Below are 23,288 nucleotides of genomic sequence, written 5' to 3'. Positions count from 1 at the left end.
ATTTATTTATAGCATGTTGATCTTATGTGATCCATATAATGTGATTAAGGGGGGGAACAATAAAATGAATTCTTCAGAAAGTAATATTAGTGAAAATGTAATATTAGACGGAGAAAACTTAGAACTTGCCAGTGATTTTTTTAGACAACTAAGTCACTATATGGATGAGTTTGATAAAGGACTTAATCAGGAACATGAAGTTGGCATTAAGTTAGTAAACTTTGGTCAAACTGTACAATTTACAGTACATAATATTGGTTATTTTAATCCAAAACTGATTTGTTTTTATGGTGAAACTCCAGAGGGATCTGCCATTCAATTAGTTCAACATGTCAATCAAATTAGTTTCCTGCTCACTGCCGTACAACGTAAAAATCCAGAAGAGCCAAAGAATCCAATCGGTTTTTGTCCAGAATTATTCCGCAATCAAGAAAGTTATCCAGCTTACTTTTTTCCAAAAATAAAAAATAAAAAGTGAGAAGAAAATAAGTTATTCTAAACTAAGTCGTTTGACAGAAATGTTTACTTCTTTTACTAATAGTCCAGTCATATGTTCTACCATACTTTTAATACGTTTTTGAGCTTCGTGTGCAATGATCTTGAGGGAATTACCGTAACGAACAGTTATATCAAGTTGAATCGAAATTCCAGTTTCTTTGTCGTGAGAATTTTTGATATTGATTTGACCTGTGGTGGGAATTTCCGGATCAATTGTGGCCACATACCCGACAATTGTGGCTATTGCGGCATCTGAGATAAGTAGCTTTCCGTAATAGCTAAAGGTTGGGCGTACAATTGATTTTTCACCAATTTTATGCCTTCGTTTCTTAGGCTTTTTAAAAAAGATTTCTAATGGATCAATCAAATAACCTGAAAAATGTGGTTTTAGCTCAATTGTTGGTACAGGAATTATATGCTTGCCTTCTTTTAATCTACTTTCTCTAGCTTTTGCAATTTCTGCGGCTGTAGCGATATCTTCGATCATAATAATTTGTTGTATTTCTGGTAGTTCTAATACATGAACAATTTTTTCTACCATATTTACTGAAGTGCCTAATACTAAAATACGGGTTGGCTTTACCTTCTGAATAGCTTCTCTCACTTCTTGAGCATGGTCGGCTTCCATGAAAATTGCTCGTTTTACGGCCATTATTTTACTAGCTTCTTTTTTCGCAGAATGACCAGCAATAATTTTACTATCCTTAATTAGTAAACCATCATCAATAATTGTATCAATATGATGTTCATGTGCTACAATTAATGCTCGGTGACTTTTTCCAGTCCCGCTTGGCCCCACTAATGCGATGATATCCATCGGGTAGCCTCCTACTTTTTATATTATATTTTTTATATATTGATACAAGGGTTCATAAATAAAAATAAACATCTTTCGAGATGTTGTCAAGAAAAAAATAATTGCAATGTTATTTTGAAGAAATATCGTAAGAAGCAAGGATGAAGTCAATATGGATATTCCTAGTCACCCGATTCAGTGGCTAGGAATATTTTTATAATTCGTTAGTATGAACGATTGTTTAATTTATATTTATTTATTTCCTTAGCTAATATTGCGGGGATTGTGAATAAACCTAGTTCTTCAGGGAATCGATTAGGAACAGCATGAAAATCTGACCCACCTGTTACTAATAACTGAAACTGTTTTGCCATATCTAAATATTTCTGTGTTTGCATTTGATCATGGGTAGGATGATAAACTTCTAGGCCCAAAAGACCATGATGAATTAAATCTGGAATAATAGTATCATTACCAACTAAACCAGGGTGGGCCAATATTGGGATGCCACCAGCATTTTTTATTAAAGTAATAACTTGTAATGGCGTTAGCATATAGTGGGGTACATACGCAGCTCCGTCTTTATTTAGTAAGGTGGTAAAGACTTCAGATACTGTAGAAAAATACCCCTTTTCTACTAATGCTCTAGCAATATGTGGTCTGCCGATAGAGGTAGCGTGTTGTGCTAATTCGATTACACGTAAGTAATCAATTGTATAACCCAATTGTTTGAGTCTTTTAATAATTTTTTTTGTGCGTTCATGGCGATGGGTTACTAAAATATCTAATTGTTTGCGTAGCTCTTCATTATAGATATCAATATGGTATCCTAGAATATGAACTTCATTTTTGGGCAAATCTGTAGTGAATTCAATGCCGGGGATTAGACAAATGGAATCAATCCTATTGTTGTCTTCATATAGCTCTAGTAAACCATTTACAGTATCGTGATCCGTAATGGCAATATAAGATAGTTTTGCATCAATAGCGTGTTTTAAAATTTCTTCAGGGGTAAATCGTCCATCAGAAGCTGTAGTATGAATATGTAGATCTGCTGTCATATTTGGCTCATATTCTGTGCTAATTGAATTAAAGTTCTTGTTCCAACCCCAGTACCACCTTTAAGAATATATCCGTCATCTTTCTCAACATTTGCAGTGCCAGCAATATCGATATGTACCCATGATGCATTCTCAACAAATTCTTCAATAAATGAACCTGCGGTAATAGCTCCAGCCATGCGGCCACCAGAATTTTTTAGATCAGCAATATTGCTTTGTATATCCTTTTTATATTCACTGAAATTAGGAAGTTCCCACATCTTTTCTCCTGTTTCAGCCGCTGCTTGCAGAACTTGTCGACAAAGTGTAGCATCATTTGTCATGATACCGGAGGCCACATTTCCTAAAGCAACCACGCAAGCACCAGTTAATGTCGCTATATCAATAATGTGAGTAGCTCCTAACTTATTCGCATAGGTAATAGCATCAGCAAGAATTAACCTTCCTTCAGCATCTGTAGTAATAATTTCTATGGTTTTGCCGCTCATAGAATAAATTACGTCTCCAGGTTTATAAGCCTTACCTGAAGGCATATTTTCGACACAAGGAATAACACCTATTATATTGACTTTCGGTTTTAATTGCCCAATAGCAGCCATTGCGCCTAAGACTGCAGCTCCTCCAGCCATATCATCTTTCATTTCACTCATGTTTAAACTGGGTTTTATGGAGATTCCGCCACTATCAAAAGTGACGCCTTTTCCTACAAATGCTGTAAGATACTTATTAGCCGGATCTCCTATATATTTTAGGATAATCATTTTAGGAGGCTGGATACTACCTTGAGAGACTGAAAGTAAGGCATGCATTTTTTCACAGATCATATCTTCCTTCTCTAATATTAATAATTCCAAGTTATATTTTTTTGATATTTCTTGCGCGTGTGCTGCCATTTTAGATGGTGTCATATATTGAGATGGATGATTTACTAAATCACGAGCAAAGTTTACGCTCGGACCTATTATAGATCCAATATGGATCCCTTTTTGTATCGCTGTAATATTATTTGAATTGCTTTCAATCAAAAACAAAGAGTTAAGGGGCATAGGAGTCATATTCTTTGTTTTATAATGGTCGAATTGATAGGCGCCTAGTAATGCTCCTTCAACGATAGCTTGTGTAACCATCTGGAAATCATTTGTACGTGTAAGTAGATCAGAAGGGCGAAATGCAATTGATGAAGAATGAATCTTTTTTGCTGCACGTATAGCAATTGCTGCTGCTGAGCGAATTTTATCAGTTGTTAACTCTTCTTTATTCCCAATGCCCACGAGTATGATATGTTTAGCCTCTATTGCTCCTAAAGTATAAATAATAGTAGTTTCTCCAAAATCACTACAATTAGGTTGAGCCAGTATAATTGAACTGATGTAGTTTGATAATGCCTGGTCAAGTATATCGACAATTGGAGTTGTATCTTTGATATTTTTGTATACGTTAATTATTAAAGTATCACATGATATTTTAATAATTGACTTATCTATTGTAGCTATTTTCATTGTCAGACTCCTTATTTCATATTTAAGTATAAGTGTGTATCACATATATTATATTATTATTATACCCAAAAAAATAGCTAAAACCTGCTCTAAAGAACAGGTTTTAATCATTTATCTTGGTTGGACTATTAGTTTCATCGCGGTTCGTTCTTCACCATCAATTAGAATATCTGTAAAGGCAGGGATGCAAATAAGATCAACACCATGTGGTGCTACAAATCCTCTTGCAATTGCTACTGCTTTTACTGCCTGGTTAAGTGCTCCTGCACCGATGGCTTGCATTTCAGCACCACCACGTTCTCTTAGCACTCCGGCCAATGCACCTGCTACAGAATTCGGGTTAGATTTTGCTGATACTTTCAAGACTTCCATGTTTTTTAGTACCCTCCTTTAAGTTAGAAAAGCAAATGATAAAGTCCTTATTATATCAGTATTCGTTGCTAACCCAAAAAATTCCTTTTTTATCTAAAATAAATAAATTTAAAATTTAAAATTTTCTTGTATTCGGATAATTTTACTGATCTTATTAGTGGAATTATCTATTTTAATAACTATGCCACAGAAGATTGTCTCGTTACCAGATGCTACAGTAAATTTAGTTGGCAATCCTGTTATAAATTTTTTAATAACAGGTTCTTTATCGACACCTAAAATTGAGTTCCAGCTTCCCACCATACCAATATCTGAAATAAAAGCGGTTCCTTCTGGTAAAATGCGCTCATCTGCAGTTTGAATATGTGTGTGTGTTCCTACTATGCAAGAAACTTTGCCATCTAAATAATATCCTAAAGCTAATTTTTCAGAAGTAGCCTCAGCATGAAAATCAATAATAATAATTTCGCATTGATCTTTCACTTCGGATAAAATTTGATCAGCGGTACGAAATGGACAGTCGACAGGAGGCATAAACACTCTACCTAAAAGATTAATGACAGCAATATTGCAATTGTGTATAGAGATAATATTATAGCCTTTGCCAGGTGCACCTGGTGGATAATTTGCAGGACGAAGTAATCGCTTTTCAGTATCGATAAAATCAAAAACTTCCTTTTTATCCCAAATATGATTCCCGGTTGTAATGCAATCAATACCAAGATCCAATAATTCTGCTAAGACATTTGCTGTAATTCCTACACCTCCAGCTGAATTCTCACCATTAGCAATAATTAAATCAAGGTTATATTTCTCTTTTACTAAAGGAATATAATGAGCTGCTGTACGCCTGCCTGGTTGCCCACAAATATCACCGATTATCATTACATTCAATTGTTTACCCTCCATATGAGAAATAGATTATATTGTTATATTATTTGTTAAAGACCAAAACTCTACCATCTTCACGAATACCGATTAATCTATTTTCTGTATGATGCTTTTTAATATTTATTAGCATATCTTCAATAACTTCTTCTTGAATTAGTAGGTCTTCTTCTAATAAAGAGTCATTGAAATCCGTGATGAGGTGGTTTTTAAACTTACCTCTCAATAATGCAATTAGCAGAGTAATTTCACCTTTAGAGATAGTATGTACATCTCTATAGATGCTTAGCATAGCAACTTGATCATAGGTATCTAATTGTACATCAAAAGTACTTAAGGATACATCTTCTAATGTGGTATAAGCAACTAGACTATTTAATAATAAGTTCTTAACATTGCCGAATTCAATGTTTGATGGCAAAGTAGATAACAAAAATGTCAATTTCAAAGAATTACTTTGCGGGTCAAAACCAATTCTTCCGATTTCAGGATAACGAACAAGAATAGAAATCAATAAATTGACACCATCAGAAACTTGGTCATCGTATTGCTTGTATTTGGGCATAAAAAAATCACCGTCCAATAGTATAATAAAATTTAAATATGATCTATGTTATTCTCTAAGCAGCATAAGAACTCCTTTTTAAAATATATGGAAGAATATAAAAACGACCTTAACAAGGTCGTTTTTATATTCTTTCTATTTACTTTGCGTAATCAACAGCACGTGTTTCACGAATTACAGTTACTTTAATTTGTCCTGGATATTCAAGATCATTTTCAATTTTTTTGACAATATCTCTTGATAATCTAACAGATGCTAGATCATCAATTTTATCTGGTTTAACCATAATACGAATTTCACGACCAGCTTGAATCGCAAAGGATTTTTCTACGCCTTCGAAAGATTCTGCTATTTCTTCTAAGCGGGTTAAACGTTTTAGATAACTTTCAAGACTTTCACGGCGAGCACCAGGCCTAGCAGCAGAAATAGCATCGGCAGCAGCAACCAAGACTGCCTGTACTGTAATCGGTTCTTCATCACCATGATGAGCACCAATTGCATTCACCACTTCAGGTGATTCACGATATTTTTTTGCTAAAGTCATGCCTAATTCTACATGAGATCCTTCCATCTCATGATTGACTGCTTTACCAAGATCGTGTAAAAGACCAGCACGTTTTGCCAGCATTACATCTACACCTAATTCAGCGGCCATGACACCTGCTAAGTGAGCGACTTCGATAGAATGTTTAAGTACATTTTGCCCATAGCTAGTGCGATACTTTAAGCGGCCTAGAAGCTTAATTATTTCTGGATGAAGTCCATGAACACCAGTCTCAAAGGTTGCCTGCTCACCAGCTTCTTTAATTCGCTGCTCAACTTCTTTCTGTGCCTTCTCAACCATTTCTTCAATACGCGCAGGATGAATTCTTCCGTCAGCAATTAATTTTTCCAGTGCAATTCTAGCGACTTCTCTACGTATCGGATCAAAGCCAGACAAGATAACGGCCTCGGGAGTATCATCAATAATAAGATCAATGCCAGTAAGAGTTTCTAAAGTCCTAATATTACGTCCTTCGCGTCCGATAATGCGACCCTTCATTTCATCATTAGGTAATGCTACAACTGAAACAGTAGTTTCAGCAACATGATCTGCGGCACATCGCTGAATTGCTAAAGAGATGATGTTACGCGCCTTTTTATCAGCCTCTTCTTTTGCTTGCTGTTCTAATTCTTTAATCATCATTGCTGTTTCAAGTTTAATTTCTTCTCGAGCATTCGCTAATAATAAATTACGAGCTTCTTCAGAGGTTAACCCCGAAAGTCTTTCTAACTCAGCTAATTGTTTGGCATATAAAGTATTAATTATTTCTTGACTTTTATCTAATTCAGCTTCTTTATGGCTGATAATCTCCTCTTTTTTCTCAAGAGAGTCAACTTTCCTGTCAAGATTTTCTTCTTTTTGCATTAGGCGTCTTTCTAAACGTTGGAGCTCAGAACGACGTTCTTTAGTTTCTCGTTCTAATTCATTCCTAAGTTTATGAATATCTTCTTTGGCTTCCACCAATGCTTCTTTTTTCTTAGCCTCACTTGAACGCTCTGCCTCAACAATTATTTTCTTCGCAGCTTCTTCAGCTGAGATTATTTTTGCTTCAGCAGTTTTTTTGCGTATCCAATAGCCTATGCCAAAGCTGAAGAACGCAACAAGTGCAGTAGTTAAAATAAATTCAAATATAATCCTTACACCTCCTTTTATTTCCATTTTTTAAGGGTAAAGCTGAAATCGTAAATCAGCTTTTAAAGCATTTCGCAATTACTCCCCTAAAGTAACTGATTTTATTGGATAAGTATAACAATTGTCTACACAATTGATTAATTCAATTGTAAATGTTTTTCAAAGTAGTGTCAAGTTATCCCTTATGTCTCGTAGTTGAGTTTAAAGGAAAAGAAAATAACTTTGGGAATAGTTTATATCACACGATAAATTGTAATAAACATAAAATGACTTGGCTAATGCCAAATCATTTTATGTTTACAACTTATTTATCACTGTAGTAAAAAGTTTGTAAGGCTTTATGAATGTTAGTCGCTGAAAAACCTCTAGAGGATAAATAGCGATATATCTTTTCTTTACTAGTCGTATCCAAGCTTTTAAAACGAGCCGTAATTATTTTAAGGGCAGATTTCCATTCTTCAACATCGTCAAAATCCTTTGCTATTTCAAGTAAAACTCTATCTTGTAAACCACGCAACTTTAATTTGTAAAAAATTTGCTTGGTACTATATTTATGTGTTTCTACATATTTATAAAATAAATGATTTGCAAGTTTTATGTCATCTATGTAACCATATTCTTTTAAACGTCTAAGAGCTTTTTCGATGGCGTCACAACTATAACCTTTGCATTCTAATTTTTGCTGTAGTTCTTTTTCGCTGTGGGAACGTCTAGTTACTAAGTGTAATGAGTATTGCCAGATATCATTATGACTATTCAAGAGATGAATCATCCAATGAGTCAACCACAGCCGCTTGAACTTTCCCCACCAAGAGCAATTCTCGAATTTTATTGTCAATTTCATTTGCGATGTCAGGATTTTGTTTAAAGAATTCCTTAACATTTTCTCGTCCCTGTCCAAGACGAGTATCTTTATAGGAATACCATGCTCCACTTTTATTGATAACTTCAAAGGAAGTTCCAATATCGACTAAACATCCTTCGTGGGAGATTCCTTCACCATACATAATATCAAATTCAGCTTGCTTAAACGGTGGAGCAACTTTATTTTTAACAACTTTTATTTTAGTACGGTTACCAATAATATCATTACCTTGCTTCAGACTCTCGGCTCTTCTTACCTCTAACCTTATTGTAGAATAGAACTTTAGAGCGCGTCCACCAGTAGTGGTTTCTGGATTACCAAACATAACGCCTACTTTTTCACGAATTTGATTAATAAATACAACTATTGTACGTGATTTGCTAATGATACCAGTCAATTTGCGTAATGCTTGTGACATCAGTCTCGCATGTAAACCCACATGAGAATCACCCATTTCGCCATCTATTTCTGCTTTGGGTACTAAAGCGGCAACCGAATCAATTATGATCATGTCAATCGCATTACTTCTTACCAGAGCTTCACAGATTTCTAAAGCTTGTTCACCATTATCTGGTTGCGAGATGAGCAAATTATCAATATCAACACCAAGATTTTTAGCATATCCAGGGTCTAAGGCATGCTCTGCATCGATAAATGCCGCTAAGCCACCTGACTTTTGGGTTTCGGCTATCATATGCAATGCAACGGTTGTTTTACCAGATGATTCAGGACCGTATACTTCTATCATTCTACCTCTAGGCACGCCACCAATGCCAAGGGCAATATCAAGTGGTAAGGCACCTGTTGGAATAACTTCGACATTCATTCTGGTAGCAGCTTCACCCAATTTCATAATAGAGCCTTTACCAAAATCTTTCTCAATTTTGCGTACAGCACTTTCTAATGCTTGTAGTTTATCTGATGTTGTTGATTTCTCCATGTGTTTATCATCCCCCTTATAAATATTATTGTACAAACATTTGTTCGCAATGTCAATAGTCATCAATTATCATGATTCTCCTTATAAATAAGAGATTTATGGTAATTTAATTGTCTGCAGATCAATAAAAGCAGCTGAATATTTAAAGAAATGCATAATAAAAAGGACTACTTAGTCCCTTTTATTATGCATTTAAAGCTATTTTGAAATGAAGATTACTTATCTGCTTTTAGCAGGTTCAACATTAATCTTATATCCTTTAATCGAGCTTTTATGTAGTACAGCAATTACACGTTCTGCAACATCCATTGGAACTTCTACAAAAGTAAATTTTTCATAAATGTTGATTACACCAATTGTACTCCCGGAAATGTCAGCCCCCTCTGCTATTGTGCGTACAATATCTTCAGGGCGGATTTTCTGTGCTCTACCAGCATTAATAAATAAACGTACCATTCCTGCTTCAGCGCCAGTATTAGCAAAGTCAGGTTTTTCTTCTTCAACTGTAAACTTTTCTTTAAATCCTTCTTGTGCAAGTTTTAAAGCAGCAGCTGCGATTTCTATTGGATCATAATCAGCGGCTAAATCCACAATAATATCCTGATAGACTTCAAATTTTCCTTGTTCGATTGTTTGCACTAAGCGATTTTTAATAATTTCGCGTTGACGATCTAAAATATCAGCAGCGGAAGGTAATTGCTTACGTATAATGCGTGATTTAGTCAATTTTTCAATAAGCTTAAGTTGGCGATATTCGCGAGGGTTAATAAATGTAATTGCTACACCTTTTTTACCAGCACGTCCTGTACGTCCAATACGGTGCACGTACGCTTCGTTATCTTGAGGGATATCATAATTGAAAACATGGGTGATATCGTCAATATCTATACCGCGAGCAGCAACATCTGTGGCGATTAGTAATTCAAGTTTTCCATCTCGGAATTTTTTCATAACTCTATCACGCTGTGCTTGACTTAGATCACCATGTAATCCATCAGCCATATAACCGCGTCCTTGTAGTGACACAACCAAATCATCTACACCTCTTTTAGTACGGCAGAAGATAATTGATTTACCTGTTGTCTCCACATCTAAAACACGGCATAATGCTTCTAGTTTTTCTCGCGTTTCATAATAAATCTGGTCAATAAGAGGTACTGTAAGCTGTTCTCTATTGATAGATATTGTTTTTGGATTATTCATATATTTTCTTGCCAAAGTAGCAATCGGACCAGGCATAGTAGCAGAAAATAAGAGTGTTTGTCTTCCTTCAACAGGGACTTCTTGCATAATGGTTTCAATATCTTCCACAAAGCCCATATCAAGCATTTCATCAGCTTCATCAAGGATAAGTGTTTTTACAGCATCAAGTTTTATTGTCTTGCGGCGAATGTGATCTAAAAGTCTGCCAGGAGTACCAATTACAACATGTACGCCCATACGAAGAGCTTTAATTTGTCGGTCAATCGGTTGTCCACCATAAATAGGTAAAGTCTTTATTCTCTTAAACTTACCTATTTTGGCTAACTCTTCAGATACTTGAATCGCAAGTTCACGGGTTGGAGTAAGTACCAGTACTTGTATTTGACGGCTTTCAGCAATTTTTTCTATGGCAGGTATTCCAAATGCAGCAGTTTTGCCAGTACCCGTTTGTGCCTGTCCAATAACGTCGTTCCCTTCAAGCACCAAAGGAATGGTTTGGTTTTGAATTGGTGAGGGTTCTTCAAAACCCATTTCGGCAATTGCTGAAAGTAGTTTTTTGCTTAATGGAATAGTACCAAATAATTGAGTATCGTTCAATGTATAGCCCCCTAGTTTAATTTAGTTTAATTTATATTATAACGATAATGTATACTGCCTTAGCATATGTAAAGCGGCTTGCGATATACGATATTTAATGTCAGTACGCTGACCATTAAATACATGATGTTGGTATTGTATACCAGCAGGACCATCAATTGCAATAAATACCGTACCAACAGGTTTTGTTGGAGTAGCGCCAGTTGGGCCAGCTATGCCAGTAATTCCTAATCCAATACTAGCAGCAAATTTCTTACGAATACCAGTAGCCATAAGGCATGCTGTCTCTTGGCTTACTGCACCAAGTTCAGTAATGATTTGCGGTGTTACATCAACAAAGTCAGTCTTTATTCGGTTGGTGTAACAAACTATAGAACCTATAAGGTAATCTGAGCTACCAGAAATGTCGGTAATGCGACTAGTAATCAGTCCACCTGTACATGATTCGGCTAATGCAACAGTTAACTGTTTCTTAGTTAAAATTCTCCCAATATTTGCTTCGAGAGTATCATTATCTTGACCCCAAATGTAATCGGCAATATTATGCCTAAGTTTATTTTCTAAGTTATCAATTAAGGCTTGCGCCTCATTTTTACTTGTGGCTTTAGCAGTAAGACGAACAATGATTTCGCCTTGTCGTGCCAACAATGCAATTGTTGGATTGGACTGGGATAAAATAAATTCTTTGATTTTTTCTTCTAGTGAGGATTCACCTATCCCATATGTATGTAATATTCTAGATACAATTGCTCCTTGCGAATTAAAATGACTTTTAAGATATGGAACTACTGCATGTTCAAACATAGCTTTTAATTCGTGAGGCGGTCCAGGTAAATGAATAATTATTTTTTTATCATGCTCTACAATAACACCGGGGGCTGTACCATTTTCATTTGCTAAGACTTGAGCCCCTTCAGGAATCATCGCTTGCCGTAAGTTGCTGTCAGTCATAGAAAGGTTACGCCTTGCAAGAAGGTTTGTCATGTGAGTTACACTTTCTTCATGCAAAAATAGAGGCCGATTTAATAGTTTTGCAGTTACTTCTTTGGTAATATCACCTTGAGTTGGTCCTAAGCCACCAGAAGTTATAATGATATCTGATCGTTCTAACGCAGTATTGAAAACTTGTGTCATGCGTACTCTATTATCACCAACTGTAGAATGATATAAAACATCAAATCCTAATTCATTAAGTTGTTCTGATAAAAAAGGTGCATTGGTATTCAGAATTTCACCCAAGAGTAGTTCAGTCCCAGTAGTCACTATTTCGACGATCATATAAACTCACTCCCTAGACATTGAATAATGTATAGTCATTATTTTAAACAAATATTTCTAAATTATTATTCTTTCAATAATACCTCTATAATTTTTCTGCAACGACATCATAGGTAAATCCTTGGACAATCCTTGCTTTAATAACATCCCCAGGTTTAGAGCCCAATGCTTTTTCAACATAGATTTGTCCATCTACATCAGGTGCTTCACGATAAGAGCGCCCAGAAATAACAATTTCTGACTCGTTGGTATTAATTTGCTCAATTAATACATCTAAAACGGAGCCTTCTAATTCCTGATTAAGTTGTTCAGATATTTGGCATTGCAATGCCATAAGACTATGATAGCGCTCTTGCTTAATCTCATCAGAGATCTGATGAGGAAGATTTGCTGCTATAGTATCATCTTCTTGTGAATAGGTGAAGACTCCAACTCGGTCAAATTTCTGCTCTGTTATAAACTGTTTTAAATCTTCAAAATGTTCTTCTGTTTCACCAGGGAATCCCACAATGAAAGAAGTGCGAATTGCAATACCAGGAATTCTGTCTCGTAAAGTAGCCAAAAGATTCTCTATATCCTTACGGTCATCTTGCCGTAGCATCGCTTTTAAAATATCATCATGTGCATGTTGTAAAGGCAAATCAATGTAATTACAAATTTTTGATTCAGTAGCGATTAGCTCAATTAGTTCATTAGAAAAATATTTAGGGTAGCAATATAACAATCGCACCCAAATAAGCTCATCAATTTGGACTAACTCTTTTAATAGAGTAGTTAATTTTGGAGAACCATATAAATCACGTCCATAGCTAGTTGTATCTTGTGCAATTAAATTGATTTCTTTGACACCATTGGCTACAAGATTTTTCACCTCAGCTATAATTGATTCCATTGTTCTGCTGCGAAAAGTGCCTCTTACTTTAGGTATAACACAATAAGAGCAACAGTTATTACATCCTTCAGCAATCTTAACATAAGCGCTATAAAATGGTGTTGTACTTATGCGTGGCATTGTTTCATCATAAAGCGTATCTGTTTCTCCAACTAATAGTACACGTTTATGATCAACAAGAGTATCGTTGATCGCTTCAATAATACGATGCCAAGCCCCTGTACCAACAATAGCATCAACCTCTGGTAATTCATCTAATAGCTCTTGTTGGTAGCGTTGTCCAAGACACCCGGCTACAATTAAACATTTGCAATTCCCATGTTTTTTGTAATCGGCCATTTGGAGAATCGTGGATATCGATTCTTCTTTTGCCGAATCAATAAAACTACAAGTATTGATAATAAGAATGTCAGCTTCATGGGGATTATCGGTAATTTTAATATTATTGGTGGCTAATAGTCCTAGCATAACTTCTGTGTCTACCAGATTTTTAGCACATCCCAGGCTTATAAACCCGGCTTTTAACATGAGTGTTCCTCCTAGATATAGATAAGATTTTTATTTTGGAGCAAGCCGCACTGTTGTTACCCATTTATCAAGTAACTGATTTTTTTGTTCAATAGAAAAAGTTTCTTTCTTATCCAAAAGCTTGATATTTTTCGTATCATAATATTTATAAATGAGCGTTTCTGGATTTGTGGGAATCAAATAAAAACTGCTTGTATACAATATGCTGTGGGCAGCATCTTGCAGCAACCAATCCATAAATTGCTTAGCTTCTGTTTCATTTTTTGCGCCCGTAACTAATGCAGATCCAGTTAATACAAAAGAGGTACCATCTTCCGGATATAATAATGTTATAGGAAATTTGTCATTCATATAGCGTATTGTTTCACTCTGGGTCGCAATGGCAATATCTACCTCTCCCATTCCAGCCATGCGTACAGGGGTAGCTAAAAATTTAGCATATTGAACAATTTGGGGATGAAGCTTTTTCAGATAAGAAAATGCTTCGGACTCTCCATTCGTAGATACTAAAGTATAAAATAAATTAGCAGAGGCTTCTGCTGCTAAGAAATCAGTTATACCAATACGATATTTACTATCTTGAGTAAGATCATTCCATTTACTCGGTACCTTAGGAAGAGTTTTTAAAAAATCGCGATTCGCTGCAAAAACCATAGGATCATACCAGATACCTGTCCAATAATTGTTTTCTTCTTTAAATCGTTCTGGTATGATATCTGTTTGCTCAGAAGCATATGGCTTTAATACATTCATTTTTTTTATTTGCTCTAAAAGTGCACTGTTTGCAATAATAATGTCGGCATTAGGCGCAGCCATTTCTGTTCTAATCTTTGTTAGTAAATTTGCTTCTGAAAGAGGTACAAGGTTCACACGTACCTTTTGCGTTCTTTCATATTCCTGAGCTAATATTAATAGTTGTTCTATTGGCAACGTAGTATAAACATTAATGCTTTTAATGTTTTTCTCAGGGTTTTGTTTATCAGCATAGCCTTGGAGGGATGTACTTCCAGTGATGATAGTAACTAGTACAAAGAAGGAGATTAATAAAATTGGCAGATAACGACGCATATTCTACCTCCAGTACAAATTAGACCAATAATACTATACCTCTTATTGGTTCGGTATGCAAGTCAAATTTCTATAAAGTATAGACAAAACACAATTGTAATGCTGTTTTAAGTCATTTAGGTTTCTTATGTCTTAGTATTATCTGAAAATAATGGACTTATGTGAGCCGGGATGAACGAAAGAAAAGTAGAAGCAGCTATAGCAAATTATAGTTGCTTCTACTCACATTAGGAGCGACTCCTAGAATATTTTTTAGTATTCTTCTTAAGCTGTGTAGTGGATTTTTTTTGTATGTTTCTGCTTTTAATATTATTAGTTTTAGTATGTTGCTTACAATTTGCATTATGCGGTGGACGAATGAGGCACTTAGGTCCATATCCAATAAGGTCCTGACGATTCGCCTTTATTAGTGCTTCGTATACTAAATTATAATTTTTAGGATCACGGTATTGCATTAACCCTCGTTGCATTTTCTTTTCGTGTATATCTTTAGCTACATATACTTTTTCATTTGTAAATGGGTTGATACCAGTATGATAAATACAAGTGGATAAACTGCCTGGAGTTGGAATAAAATCTTGTACTTGTTCTGGTCGATAATTCAGATCTCGGATGAACTCTGCTAATTCTATGGCTTCTTTAATCCCAGATCCAGGATGACTAGACATAAAGTACGGAACTAGGTATTGTTCTTTTCCTATTCTTTCATTTGCCCGCTTATAGGCTTGCATAAAGTTTAAGTAAACGCCTTTTCCTGATTTTCCCATTAGATTAGTAACTTTAGGTGAAATGTGTTCGGGTGCTACTTTTAGTTGACCGCTAATGTGATGCTCACATAATTCACGTAAAAATTCTTCGTTGTGCGGATCTGCCATTAAATAATCGTAACGCAGTCCAGATCGAATAAAAACTTTTTTTACACCTGGTAAAGCTCGTAACGACCGCAATAATGTTAAGTAATCAGTATGATTTGTCATTAATTCCTTGCATGGTGTTGGAGCTAAACACTGCTTTGCTTTACAAGTACCGCGCTCAGATTGTTTTTGACAGGATTGTATACGAAAATTAGCAGTTGGACCACCGATATCGTGAATATAACCTTTAAAATCAGGCATAGCAATGATTAACTTAGCTTCATTTAAGATAGATTCGTGACTCCTGCTTTGAATAATACGCCCTTGATGTGAAACAATTGCACAAAATGAACATCCTCCAAAGCAGCCACGATGGCTGACTAAACTAAATTTTACTTCTTGAATTGCTGGCACTCCACCAGATTTTTCATAAATTGGATGATAAGTCCGTTGATAAGGAAGATCATAAATTTCATCCATTTCTTCTGTGGTTAGTGGAAAAGCTGGTGCATTTTGTACGACGAAGTATTCACCGTGCTTCTGTACAATCGTTTTACCGCGGATAGCATCCTGTTCTTGGTATTGAAGTTTAAATGCTTGACTAAAAGCTTGTTTACTAGTATTAACATCATCATATCCAGGAGCTTCAATATAGTTCCATAAATGTTCAATGGAATCAGCTTTATAACAAGTACCTTGTATGTTACGAATATCGGAGATTTTGAATCCTTGCTGTAATTGTTCAGCAATTTCTTTTAATTGTTTTTCCCCCATGCCATATATTAAAATATCAGCTCTGCTATCAATTAAAATAGAGCGTCGGATACTATTTGACCAGTAATCATAATGAGCAAATCTTCTAAGACTTGCTTCAATTCCTCCAATAATAATCGGTATGTCTTTCCAGGCTTCGCGAATTCGATTGCAATAAACAATTGTAGCCCTATCAGGACGACAGCCTGCTTTTCCACCAGGAGAATAATTATCTGTACTACGAAACTTTTTTGCAGCAGTAAATTTATTCAACATAGAATCCAAATTTCCAGCGGATACTAATACGCCTAAACGTGGTTTTCCCATTTTTTTAAAATCTAATGTTGAACGCCAGTCTGGTTGAGATATCATACCTACTCGATAGCCATATTTTTCTAATAAACGGCAAAGAATAGCAGGTCCGAAACTGGGATGATCTACATATGCATCACCGCTAACAAACAAAAAATCGAGTCTATCCCATCCTCGTTGGATCATATCTTCTTTAGAAATTGGTAAAAAGTCATTTTTCATAATTATATTTCCCCTATGCAATCGTAGCACACTCCATTGAAAAAATAAGAGTGTATAATTGTAGACTATTCTTGTATTATTTCGAAAACAGAAAAATTAATGCATTATCTAAAATAAGAAAAGACTTGGCTCATGCCAAGCTTTTTAAATTAAACAACAACGCTAGTCTTTTCTTCGATATTTGTAAAACATTTATCTTTTGGCAGTAAATGTTTTGACAAGTACCTCACCTTTTGTTCCCAACTTACCTAACGATTGTCCATTATATATTATATCAATTCCACCAGCATTACCAGCTTTTATTGTAATATTTTGCTCCGCTTCCCAGGTAAGTGTTTCACCAGCTTGTGGAGTTCCTTCATAAATTATTTTATTATCAGCAGTGACTAATGTCCAGCATTGATCGGTATATTTTGCATTAAGAACTACTGGTTTTCCTGGAATTGGAGTAGAAGGAATTGATACTTGCTCTTTTATTTCTTGACTTGGCATTACTGGAGAAGGTTGTTGGACTTGCTTGTCTATCTTAGAATCTGGAATTGATTTTGAACTTTGAAACCACCATACACCACCAGCTATACATATTACTGCTATACCAATGGCTAACCATTTACTAGAATGAGTCGTATTCAAATTCTTCATGGGTTTTTCTTTTTGAGGTGCATCCATTTTAATTTCATCAGCTACTATTGCAGGATTTTGAGATTGGCGATATAATTCAATAATTTGTTGACTATCCAACCCTAAAAAATTTGCATAATTACGGATAAATCCTTTTAAATATACCTCACCAGGTATAATACCATAATTACCTTCTTCAATAGCTGTTATATATACAGTCCTTATACTGGTGGCATTTTCAATCTCTTTAACGGAGAGTCCTTTTTTTTCTCGCTCACTACGCAAAATTTCACCAATTGTTTGCACTCAAGATACCTCCTCCAACTTCTCTATTTGGTAATAAAGTTTGTTTTAAATTAGCTTATAGACTCACAATATTTAGGATAGTAATATCAGTTCCAAATTTCCCCACATTAACAATAGATATATTTTACCATTTATATGAGTATTTTTCAAAGTTTCTTTTTATTTTGCGTATATAGTCATAAATAAAAAGCGTTTTAAATACTAAATAGTAGAATTTTGTATTTTAATACCGATAAAAGATAACTTTTTGGCATTGCATATAGAGCAGAAAAGACCGCCAAGGTTAAAACTTCTTGCAACGGTCTAATAATACTATGTTATATATAGTAACTTTATTATATTGGCTTGTATGTTAAAATATTTCCTGGCTGTATATCTGGAAGTAGGTAATCTTGGGGGTTTGTTGTTAATAAGCGACTAATCTTACATTGAGTAGGACCCATTTTCTCGACTAGTAACTTTATGTTATTACATTGAATTTCTTCATAAAGAGGCGAACTATCTAGTAGGTTATTTGTACTAAAAACGTATTCTTCTGGTAATATACTCCAGAAAATCATTGTTTCAACCCCTTAGTTTCTTTTTGTATTTTAATTAATTGGTTTAGTTTGGTTTGTGCGTGGGATAATCCACCTATTTCATTGATGATTCCATAAGATACAGCATCTCTGCCTATGACAGATGTACCAATATCACGAGAAAGCTCTCCGGTTTTAAATAACAGCTCCTTCCACTTTCTTTCAGAAACACTAGAATGATCTACAACAAACTTATTAACCCGATCTTGCATTTTTTCTAGATAATCAAATGAACTAGGAGCACCGATAACCAATCCTGTAAGCCGTATGGGATGGATTGTCATGGTAGCACTTTCTACAATATAAGAATAAGTTGCAGATACGGCAATTGGTACGCCAATACTATGCCCGCCACCAAGTACTATAGAAACAGAAGGCTTAGACATACTAGCGATCATTTCTGCAATTGCTAATCCTGCTTCGACATCACCACCAACTGTATTTAAAAGCAATAGTAAACCTTCAATATCAGGATTTTGTTCAATGGCTACTAGCTGAGGCATAATATGTTCATATTTAGTAGTTTTGTTTTGTGGTGGCAATATCATGTGTCCCTCCACCTGGCCTATAATTGTCATCACATGTATGTTGGTTTTAGCCGTAGGAACTTCAGTTGTACCTAACTCTTGAATATTATCTACGGTATCAGCTTTTCGAGCTGTCACCGTTTTCTTTGTATGTTCAATTGGTGGTTTAGGGGGCTCCGGATTTATTCCAGGTGGCTCTATAGTAGGATTATCATTTTCTAACATTGTATTACCTCCAATATAGTACTTTTTATTCTTTATAGTATTAGCTATGTATAAACTTTCATACAGCTTTATATAAAAAAATGGTTTATGCTATTAGAAAATCAGCATAAACCATTTTAAAAAACAAAAGTTTGTGTTTTTAAACTTCCATAATAATTGGTAGTATCATGGGCCGGCGACGTGTTTTTTCATACAAATATTTACCTAAAGTATCACGAACACTTGATTTAATCATAGCCCATTCGGTGACATTGTTCAATTCACATTTATCAAGCGTTTGCCTTACTTTGTTCTTAGCTTCATCCATTAATTGTTCTGATTCTCTTACATAAACAAAACCACGAGAAACAATATCGGGACCAGCGACAACACAACCACCTTGCTTGTCCATCGTAATAACAACAATTAAAATCCCTTCTTGAGAAAGCTGTCTACGATCTCGTAGCACAATATTCCCTACATCGCCGACGCCTAATCCGTCAATTAAGACAATGCCAGAAGCCACTTTTCCTGTAATACTACCTTTGTCAGGAGTAAATTCAAGTACCTGTCCATTCTCAGCAATAAAAATATGATCTTTAGCCATGCCAAGCTCTTGAGCCAATTTTGAATGTTTAACCAAATGACGATATTCACCATGGACTGGAATAAAAAATTTAGGACGAATTAAGTTGTGCATCATTTTTAATTCTTCCTGGCTAGCGTGTCCTGACACGTGAATACCAGAGGTTCTCTCATAAAGTACTTCTGCACCCTGACGTAATAAATAGTCAATAGTACGAGATACTAACTTTTCATTACCTGGAATTGGCGTGGCAGAAATAATAATAGTATCACCAGGAATAATGTCAACTTTACGATGGTCAGACATTGCCATCCTAGTTAATGCTGACATAGGTTCACCTTGACTACCGGTTGTGATAATAACCACGCCTGATGCTGGATAATTGTTAATTTGATCAATATCAATAAGCACACCGTCTGGAATATTTAGATAGCCTAATTCAGATGAAATCGTAACTACATTAATCATGCTACGCCCTAAAACTGCTACCTTGCGCTTATATTTACAGGCAGTGTCAATAGCTTGTTGCACACGATGTACATTAGAAGAAAAACTAGCAATAATGATTCGTCCGCTAGCATTATAGAACATCTCATCAAATGTAACACCAACGGATTTTTCACTCATAGTATATCCTGGATGTTCGGCATTCGTACTGTCGGCGAGCATTACGAGCACTCCTTGATCACCTAATTCTGCCAATTTATGAAAATCGGTAACTTTACCATCAACTGGTGTTTGGTCAAACTTAAAATCACCAGTATGTACAATTGTACCAGCAGGGGTTTTAATGGAGAGGGCCACTGCATCTGCAATGCTGTGACTAATACGAATAAAACCAACCTTAAAAGATCCAACTTCAATTTCGTCACTTGCTTTGACAGAAATCAAGCTAGTTAACGGAACATTGTTTTCTTTTAACCTGCCTTCAAGTATTCCCAATGTAAGCCTTGTACCGTATACGGGCACATTAAGCTGTTTCAAAACATATGGTAATGCACCGATATGATCTTCATGACCATGAGTAAGTATTATCCCCCGTACTAAATCACGATTTTCTAGTAGATACGATATATCTGGAATCACTAAATCAATTCCGAGCATATCATCCTCTGGAAACATTAAACCAGCATCAATAACAATAATATCGTCTCCATAACGAACTACTGTCATATTCTTGCCAATTTCCCCTAATCCGCCTAAAGGGATAATTTGAATTTTTTGTTGTGTTTTTACCAAAAAAAATCACACCTCCACTTATTTTGTAAAGCAAGAAAAACAAACCATTATTTCTAGAAAATTGCCGTTCATTAGAAATGAGCTAAAAACCGGCCCGTTCATTTACTTATTGTAATTATAGCTTATTTTAAAGTGCATTTGCAATATATGATGCTTCTTTTAAAGGGATTATATGTAAGATTCTCTTGATAAAGATAGAACCTCATCCAAATTATGAATGAGGCTCTTATCCTTATATGCGATTCATTTTATGCAAATAGTTTTTTATTTGTTCTAATTCATTAATTGTCGGTGGTATTAAAGGTAGCCTAAATGTACCACCTTGCTGCCCAATTAGATTTACAGCTGTTTTTACTGGTATAGGATTGGTTGTGATAAACATCATTCTAAAAAATGGTATTAACTCAGATTGTATATTTTGTGCTCGAGCAATATCACTATTAAGAAAAGCTGCTATCATTTCTTGCATGCGATTTCCTACAATATGAGCTGCTACACTAATAACGCCAACACCACCGACAGATAAGATTGGCAATGTAAGACTATCATCACCACTGTATATCATAAAATCATTAGGAGTTGTTCGAGCAATTTCAGCAACTTGTTCCAGGTTTCCGCTAGCTTCTTTAATAGCAACAATATTTTTAAATTCTGCTAAACGAGCAATTGTTCCAGGTAAAATATTAGAACTAGTGCGCCCAGGTACATTGTATATGATTAATGGTAAATTAGTACCATTAGCAATGGATTTGAAATGTTGATAAAATCCTTCTTGCGGTGGTTTATTGTAGTAGGGGGCCACGAGCATAGCACCATGTACGCCTAATTTCTCTGCTTCTTGCGTTAGTTTTATAGAAGCCATAGTATCGTTTGAACCAGTACCAGCGATAACGGTAGCTTTATCGCCAACAGCATCAAGTACTGTGGCAAATAGTTTGAGCTTTTCTTCTTTATCTAAAGTTGCTGATTCCCCAGTACTACCAGCAACAACTAAACCATCTGAACCATTTGCAACTAAATATTTTGCAAGATTACCCGCTGCATCATAATTGACACTAAAATCATCATTAAACGGGGTCACCATGGCTGTTAAAATCCGTCCAAAAGTCTTCATAGTAATCTTTTTCTCCTTATTAACATGATAAATTAAACTTTTCATGTAATGCTGTAACGGCTGATTGTACAAATGATTTCTTTATTAAAACGGAGATTGATGTATGAGAGTCTACTGTCTGTAATATTGGGATGTCATTTATAGACAGGGCTTCGATAAAACTGGCCATTACTCCTGGGACGCCATTAATTCCTCCACCCACAACTGAAACTTTAGCACAGTCAAGAGTGGTGTGCACATCGCAACCAAATTCTTGAAGTTGGGCAGTTGCTTTATCCGCAAGGTCTTCTGCTATAGTAAACATAATTTGCCCAGGATGAACATTAATCAAATCTACGCTGATTCCATTGTCCGCCATCGATTTAAAGATATTAAAACTTGCAATATTATTTAAAGAATCATGTAAATTAATTTTAATCTGGGCAATATTAGATATAAAAGTTACACCGGTTGCGACACGATCAGCAACGTATGTGTCTGTTGTATCTTCTTTAGTAATACTAGTTATAAGTGTACCAGGTTCATTAGAAAACGTTGACTTTACAACTAGAGGAATATTTTTTTGCATAGCAATTTCTACAGCGCGAGGATGGATAACTTTAGCTCCTTGATGGGCTAATTGACATACTTCTCCATAAGTAATACAGTCGAGGATTTTAGCTGTACTAACGATTCTAGGATCGGCAGTCATAATACCGTCTACATCTGTATAGATCTCTATCATTTCAGCATCGAGAGCAGATCCCAAAGCGGCTGCAGTAGTATCACTACCTCCACGGCCTAATGTAGTAAATTCATCATCAATAGTAATACCTTGAAAACCACATACTACAGGAATCTTACCCATTTTTATTAAGTTACATAAGCGAGATGGGTCTACTTTTAAAATACGAGCATTATTAAAATTGTTATCAGTTATGATGCCAGCTTGACCGCCTGTAAGCATAATAGCATCAAGTCCAGCGGCTTGTAGTGTGCCAGTCATAATAACAGCGGAGATCATCTCGCCGCAGTATAAGATCTGATCAAGTTCACGACTTGCTATGTCCCTATATGCTTTTCGTGCTAATTCGATAAAAGTGTCAGTTGCATAGCATTCTCCTTTGCGCCCCATAGCAGAGACGACTATGACAGGCTTCAAATTGTTATTAACTGCAATTTTTATTTTTTCTACTACTAATTCTCTAGCCTCAGAAGTTGCAACAGATGTTCCACCAAATTTTTGAACTATTATTCCCATTATTTAC

Annotated in this window: 21 protein-coding genes; 1 reads left to right on the top strand and 20 read right to left on the bottom strand. The window is 35.4% G+C overall.

From position 1 onward, the window contains the following. Positions 1 to 64 precede the first annotated feature (64 nt). A complete protein-coding gene (locus BMZ99_RS02305) occupies positions 65 to 478 on the top strand; it encodes a DUF6173 family protein (protein WP_090932550.1) in 414 nt (137 codons plus the stop codon). A 12-nt stretch (positions 479 to 490) separates the two neighbouring features. Here BMZ99_RS02305 and BMZ99_RS02300 read toward each other — a convergent pair whose 3' ends face one another. The 20 genes from BMZ99_RS02300 to dapG form a co-directional block, all read right to left on the bottom strand. Beyond that, positions 491 to 1,315, bottom strand: a complete 825-nt coding sequence (locus BMZ99_RS02300; protein ID WP_090932548.1) for an Asp23/Gls24 family envelope stress response protein — start codon at positions 1,313 to 1,315, stop codon at positions 491 to 493. Positions 1,316 to 1,518: 203 nt separating this feature from the next. Then, entirely contained in the window at positions 1,519 to 2,355 is an 837-nt protein-coding gene (locus BMZ99_RS02295) for a PHP domain-containing protein (protein ID WP_090932545.1), read from the bottom strand. After that, complete coding sequence (locus tag BMZ99_RS02290) at positions 2,352 to 3,854, bottom strand: leucyl aminopeptidase (RefSeq protein WP_090932543.1); 1,503 nt, start codon at positions 3,852 to 3,854, stop codon at positions 2,352 to 2,354. Before BMZ99_RS02290 ends, BMZ99_RS02295 begins: the two co-directional genes overlap by 4 nt. A 111-nt stretch (positions 3,855 to 3,965) precedes the next feature. Beyond that, positions 3,966 to 4,226, bottom strand: a complete 261-nt coding sequence (locus tag BMZ99_RS02285) for a stage V sporulation protein S (protein WP_007934279.1) — start codon at positions 4,224 to 4,226, stop codon at positions 3,966 to 3,968. Between the two features lie 108 nt (positions 4,227 to 4,334). Then, the gene (locus BMZ99_RS02280; protein ID WP_090932541.1) at positions 4,335 to 5,120 is read right to left on the bottom strand and encodes a TIGR00282 family metallophosphoesterase; all 786 of its coding nucleotides are present in this window, start codon (positions 5,118 to 5,120) and stop codon (positions 4,335 to 4,337) included. 40 nt (positions 5,121 to 5,160) lie between these two features. After that, complete coding sequence (locus tag BMZ99_RS02275) at positions 5,161 to 5,697, bottom strand: hypothetical protein (protein ID WP_245754770.1); 537 nt, start codon at positions 5,695 to 5,697, stop codon at positions 5,161 to 5,163. 121 nt (positions 5,698 to 5,818) lie between these two features. Beyond that, positions 5,819 to 7,381 carry a ribonuclease Y gene (gene rny, locus BMZ99_RS02270; RefSeq protein ID WP_090932537.1) on the bottom strand — a complete coding sequence of 521 codons (1,563 nt, stop codon included), beginning with the start codon at positions 7,379 to 7,381 and terminating at the stop codon, positions 5,819 to 5,821. Between the two features lie 277 nt (positions 7,382 to 7,658). Further along, positions 7,659 to 8,114 (bottom strand): regulatory protein RecX, encoded by a 456-nt coding sequence (locus tag BMZ99_RS02265; RefSeq protein WP_245754769.1) that lies wholly within the window; start codon positions 8,112 to 8,114, stop codon positions 7,659 to 7,661. Continuing rightward, the gene (recA, locus tag BMZ99_RS02260; RefSeq protein WP_090932532.1) at positions 8,107 to 9,159 is read right to left on the bottom strand and encodes a recombinase RecA; all 1,053 of its coding nucleotides are present in this window, start codon (positions 9,157 to 9,159) and stop codon (positions 8,107 to 8,109) included. The genes BMZ99_RS02265 and recA overlap by 8 nt, the downstream gene beginning before the upstream one ends. 219 nt (positions 9,160 to 9,378) lie before the next feature. Further along, positions 9,379 to 10,959, bottom strand: a complete 1,581-nt coding sequence (locus tag BMZ99_RS02255) for a DEAD/DEAH box helicase (RefSeq protein ID WP_090932530.1) — start codon at positions 10,957 to 10,959, stop codon at positions 9,379 to 9,381. A 36-nt stretch (positions 10,960 to 10,995) separates the two neighbouring features. Next, positions 10,996 to 12,237, bottom strand: coding sequence for a competence/damage-inducible protein A (locus BMZ99_RS02250; protein ID WP_090932528.1), 1,242 nt, complete (start codon positions 12,235 to 12,237; stop codon positions 10,996 to 10,998). Between the two features lie 85 nt (positions 12,238 to 12,322). Further along, a complete protein-coding gene (rimO, locus tag BMZ99_RS02245) occupies positions 12,323 to 13,657 on the bottom strand; it encodes a 30S ribosomal protein S12 methylthiotransferase RimO (protein WP_090932526.1) in 1,335 nt (444 codons plus the stop codon). Between the two features lie 30 nt (positions 13,658 to 13,687). Continuing rightward, on the bottom strand, positions 13,688 to 14,725 hold the full coding sequence (locus tag BMZ99_RS02240; protein WP_090932523.1) for an extracellular solute-binding protein: 1,038 nt from the start codon (positions 14,723 to 14,725) through the stop codon (positions 13,688 to 13,690). 227 nt (positions 14,726 to 14,952) lie between these two features. Then, positions 14,953 to 16,866, bottom strand: coding sequence for a YgiQ family radical SAM protein (locus BMZ99_RS02235; RefSeq protein ID WP_090932521.1), 1,914 nt, complete (start codon positions 16,864 to 16,866; stop codon positions 14,953 to 14,955). 192 nt (positions 16,867 to 17,058) lie between these two features. Beyond that, positions 17,059 to 17,793, bottom strand: coding sequence for a helix-turn-helix domain-containing protein (locus BMZ99_RS02230; protein ID WP_090932519.1), 735 nt, complete (start codon positions 17,791 to 17,793; stop codon positions 17,059 to 17,061). Between the two features lie 335 nt (positions 17,794 to 18,128). Next, positions 18,129 to 18,353, bottom strand: a complete 225-nt coding sequence (locus BMZ99_RS02225) for a YlzJ-like family protein (protein ID WP_090932517.1) — start codon at positions 18,351 to 18,353, stop codon at positions 18,129 to 18,131. Next, complete coding sequence (locus BMZ99_RS02220) at positions 18,350 to 19,123, bottom strand: ClpP family protease (protein WP_090932515.1); 774 nt, start codon at positions 19,121 to 19,123, stop codon at positions 18,350 to 18,352. The genes BMZ99_RS02225 and BMZ99_RS02220 overlap by 4 nt, the downstream gene beginning before the upstream one ends. A gap of 139 nt (positions 19,124 to 19,262) precedes the next feature. Beyond that, positions 19,263 to 20,927 carry a ribonuclease J gene (locus tag BMZ99_RS02215; protein WP_090932513.1) on the bottom strand — a complete coding sequence of 555 codons (1,665 nt, stop codon included), beginning with the start codon at positions 20,925 to 20,927 and terminating at the stop codon, positions 19,263 to 19,265. A 232-nt stretch (positions 20,928 to 21,159) separates the two neighbouring features. Continuing rightward, positions 21,160 to 22,041, bottom strand: a complete 882-nt coding sequence (gene dapA / locus BMZ99_RS02210; RefSeq protein ID WP_217645035.1) for a 4-hydroxy-tetrahydrodipicolinate synthase — start codon at positions 22,039 to 22,041, stop codon at positions 21,160 to 21,162. Between the two features lie 19 nt (positions 22,042 to 22,060). Continuing rightward, positions 22,061 to 23,281: an aspartate kinase gene (gene dapG / locus BMZ99_RS02205; protein WP_090932509.1), complete on the bottom strand. Its 1,221-nt coding sequence runs from the start codon at positions 23,279 to 23,281 to the stop codon at positions 22,061 to 22,063. Positions 23,282 to 23,288 lie beyond the last annotated feature (7 nt).

This window comes from Pelosinus propionicus DSM 13327, assembly GCF_900114615.1.
In the GTDB taxonomy this organism is placed as follows: Bacteria; Bacillota; Negativicutes; order DSM-13327; family DSM-13327; genus Pelosinus; species Pelosinus propionicus.
This window is presented reverse-complemented; position numbering and strand designations above follow the sequence as displayed.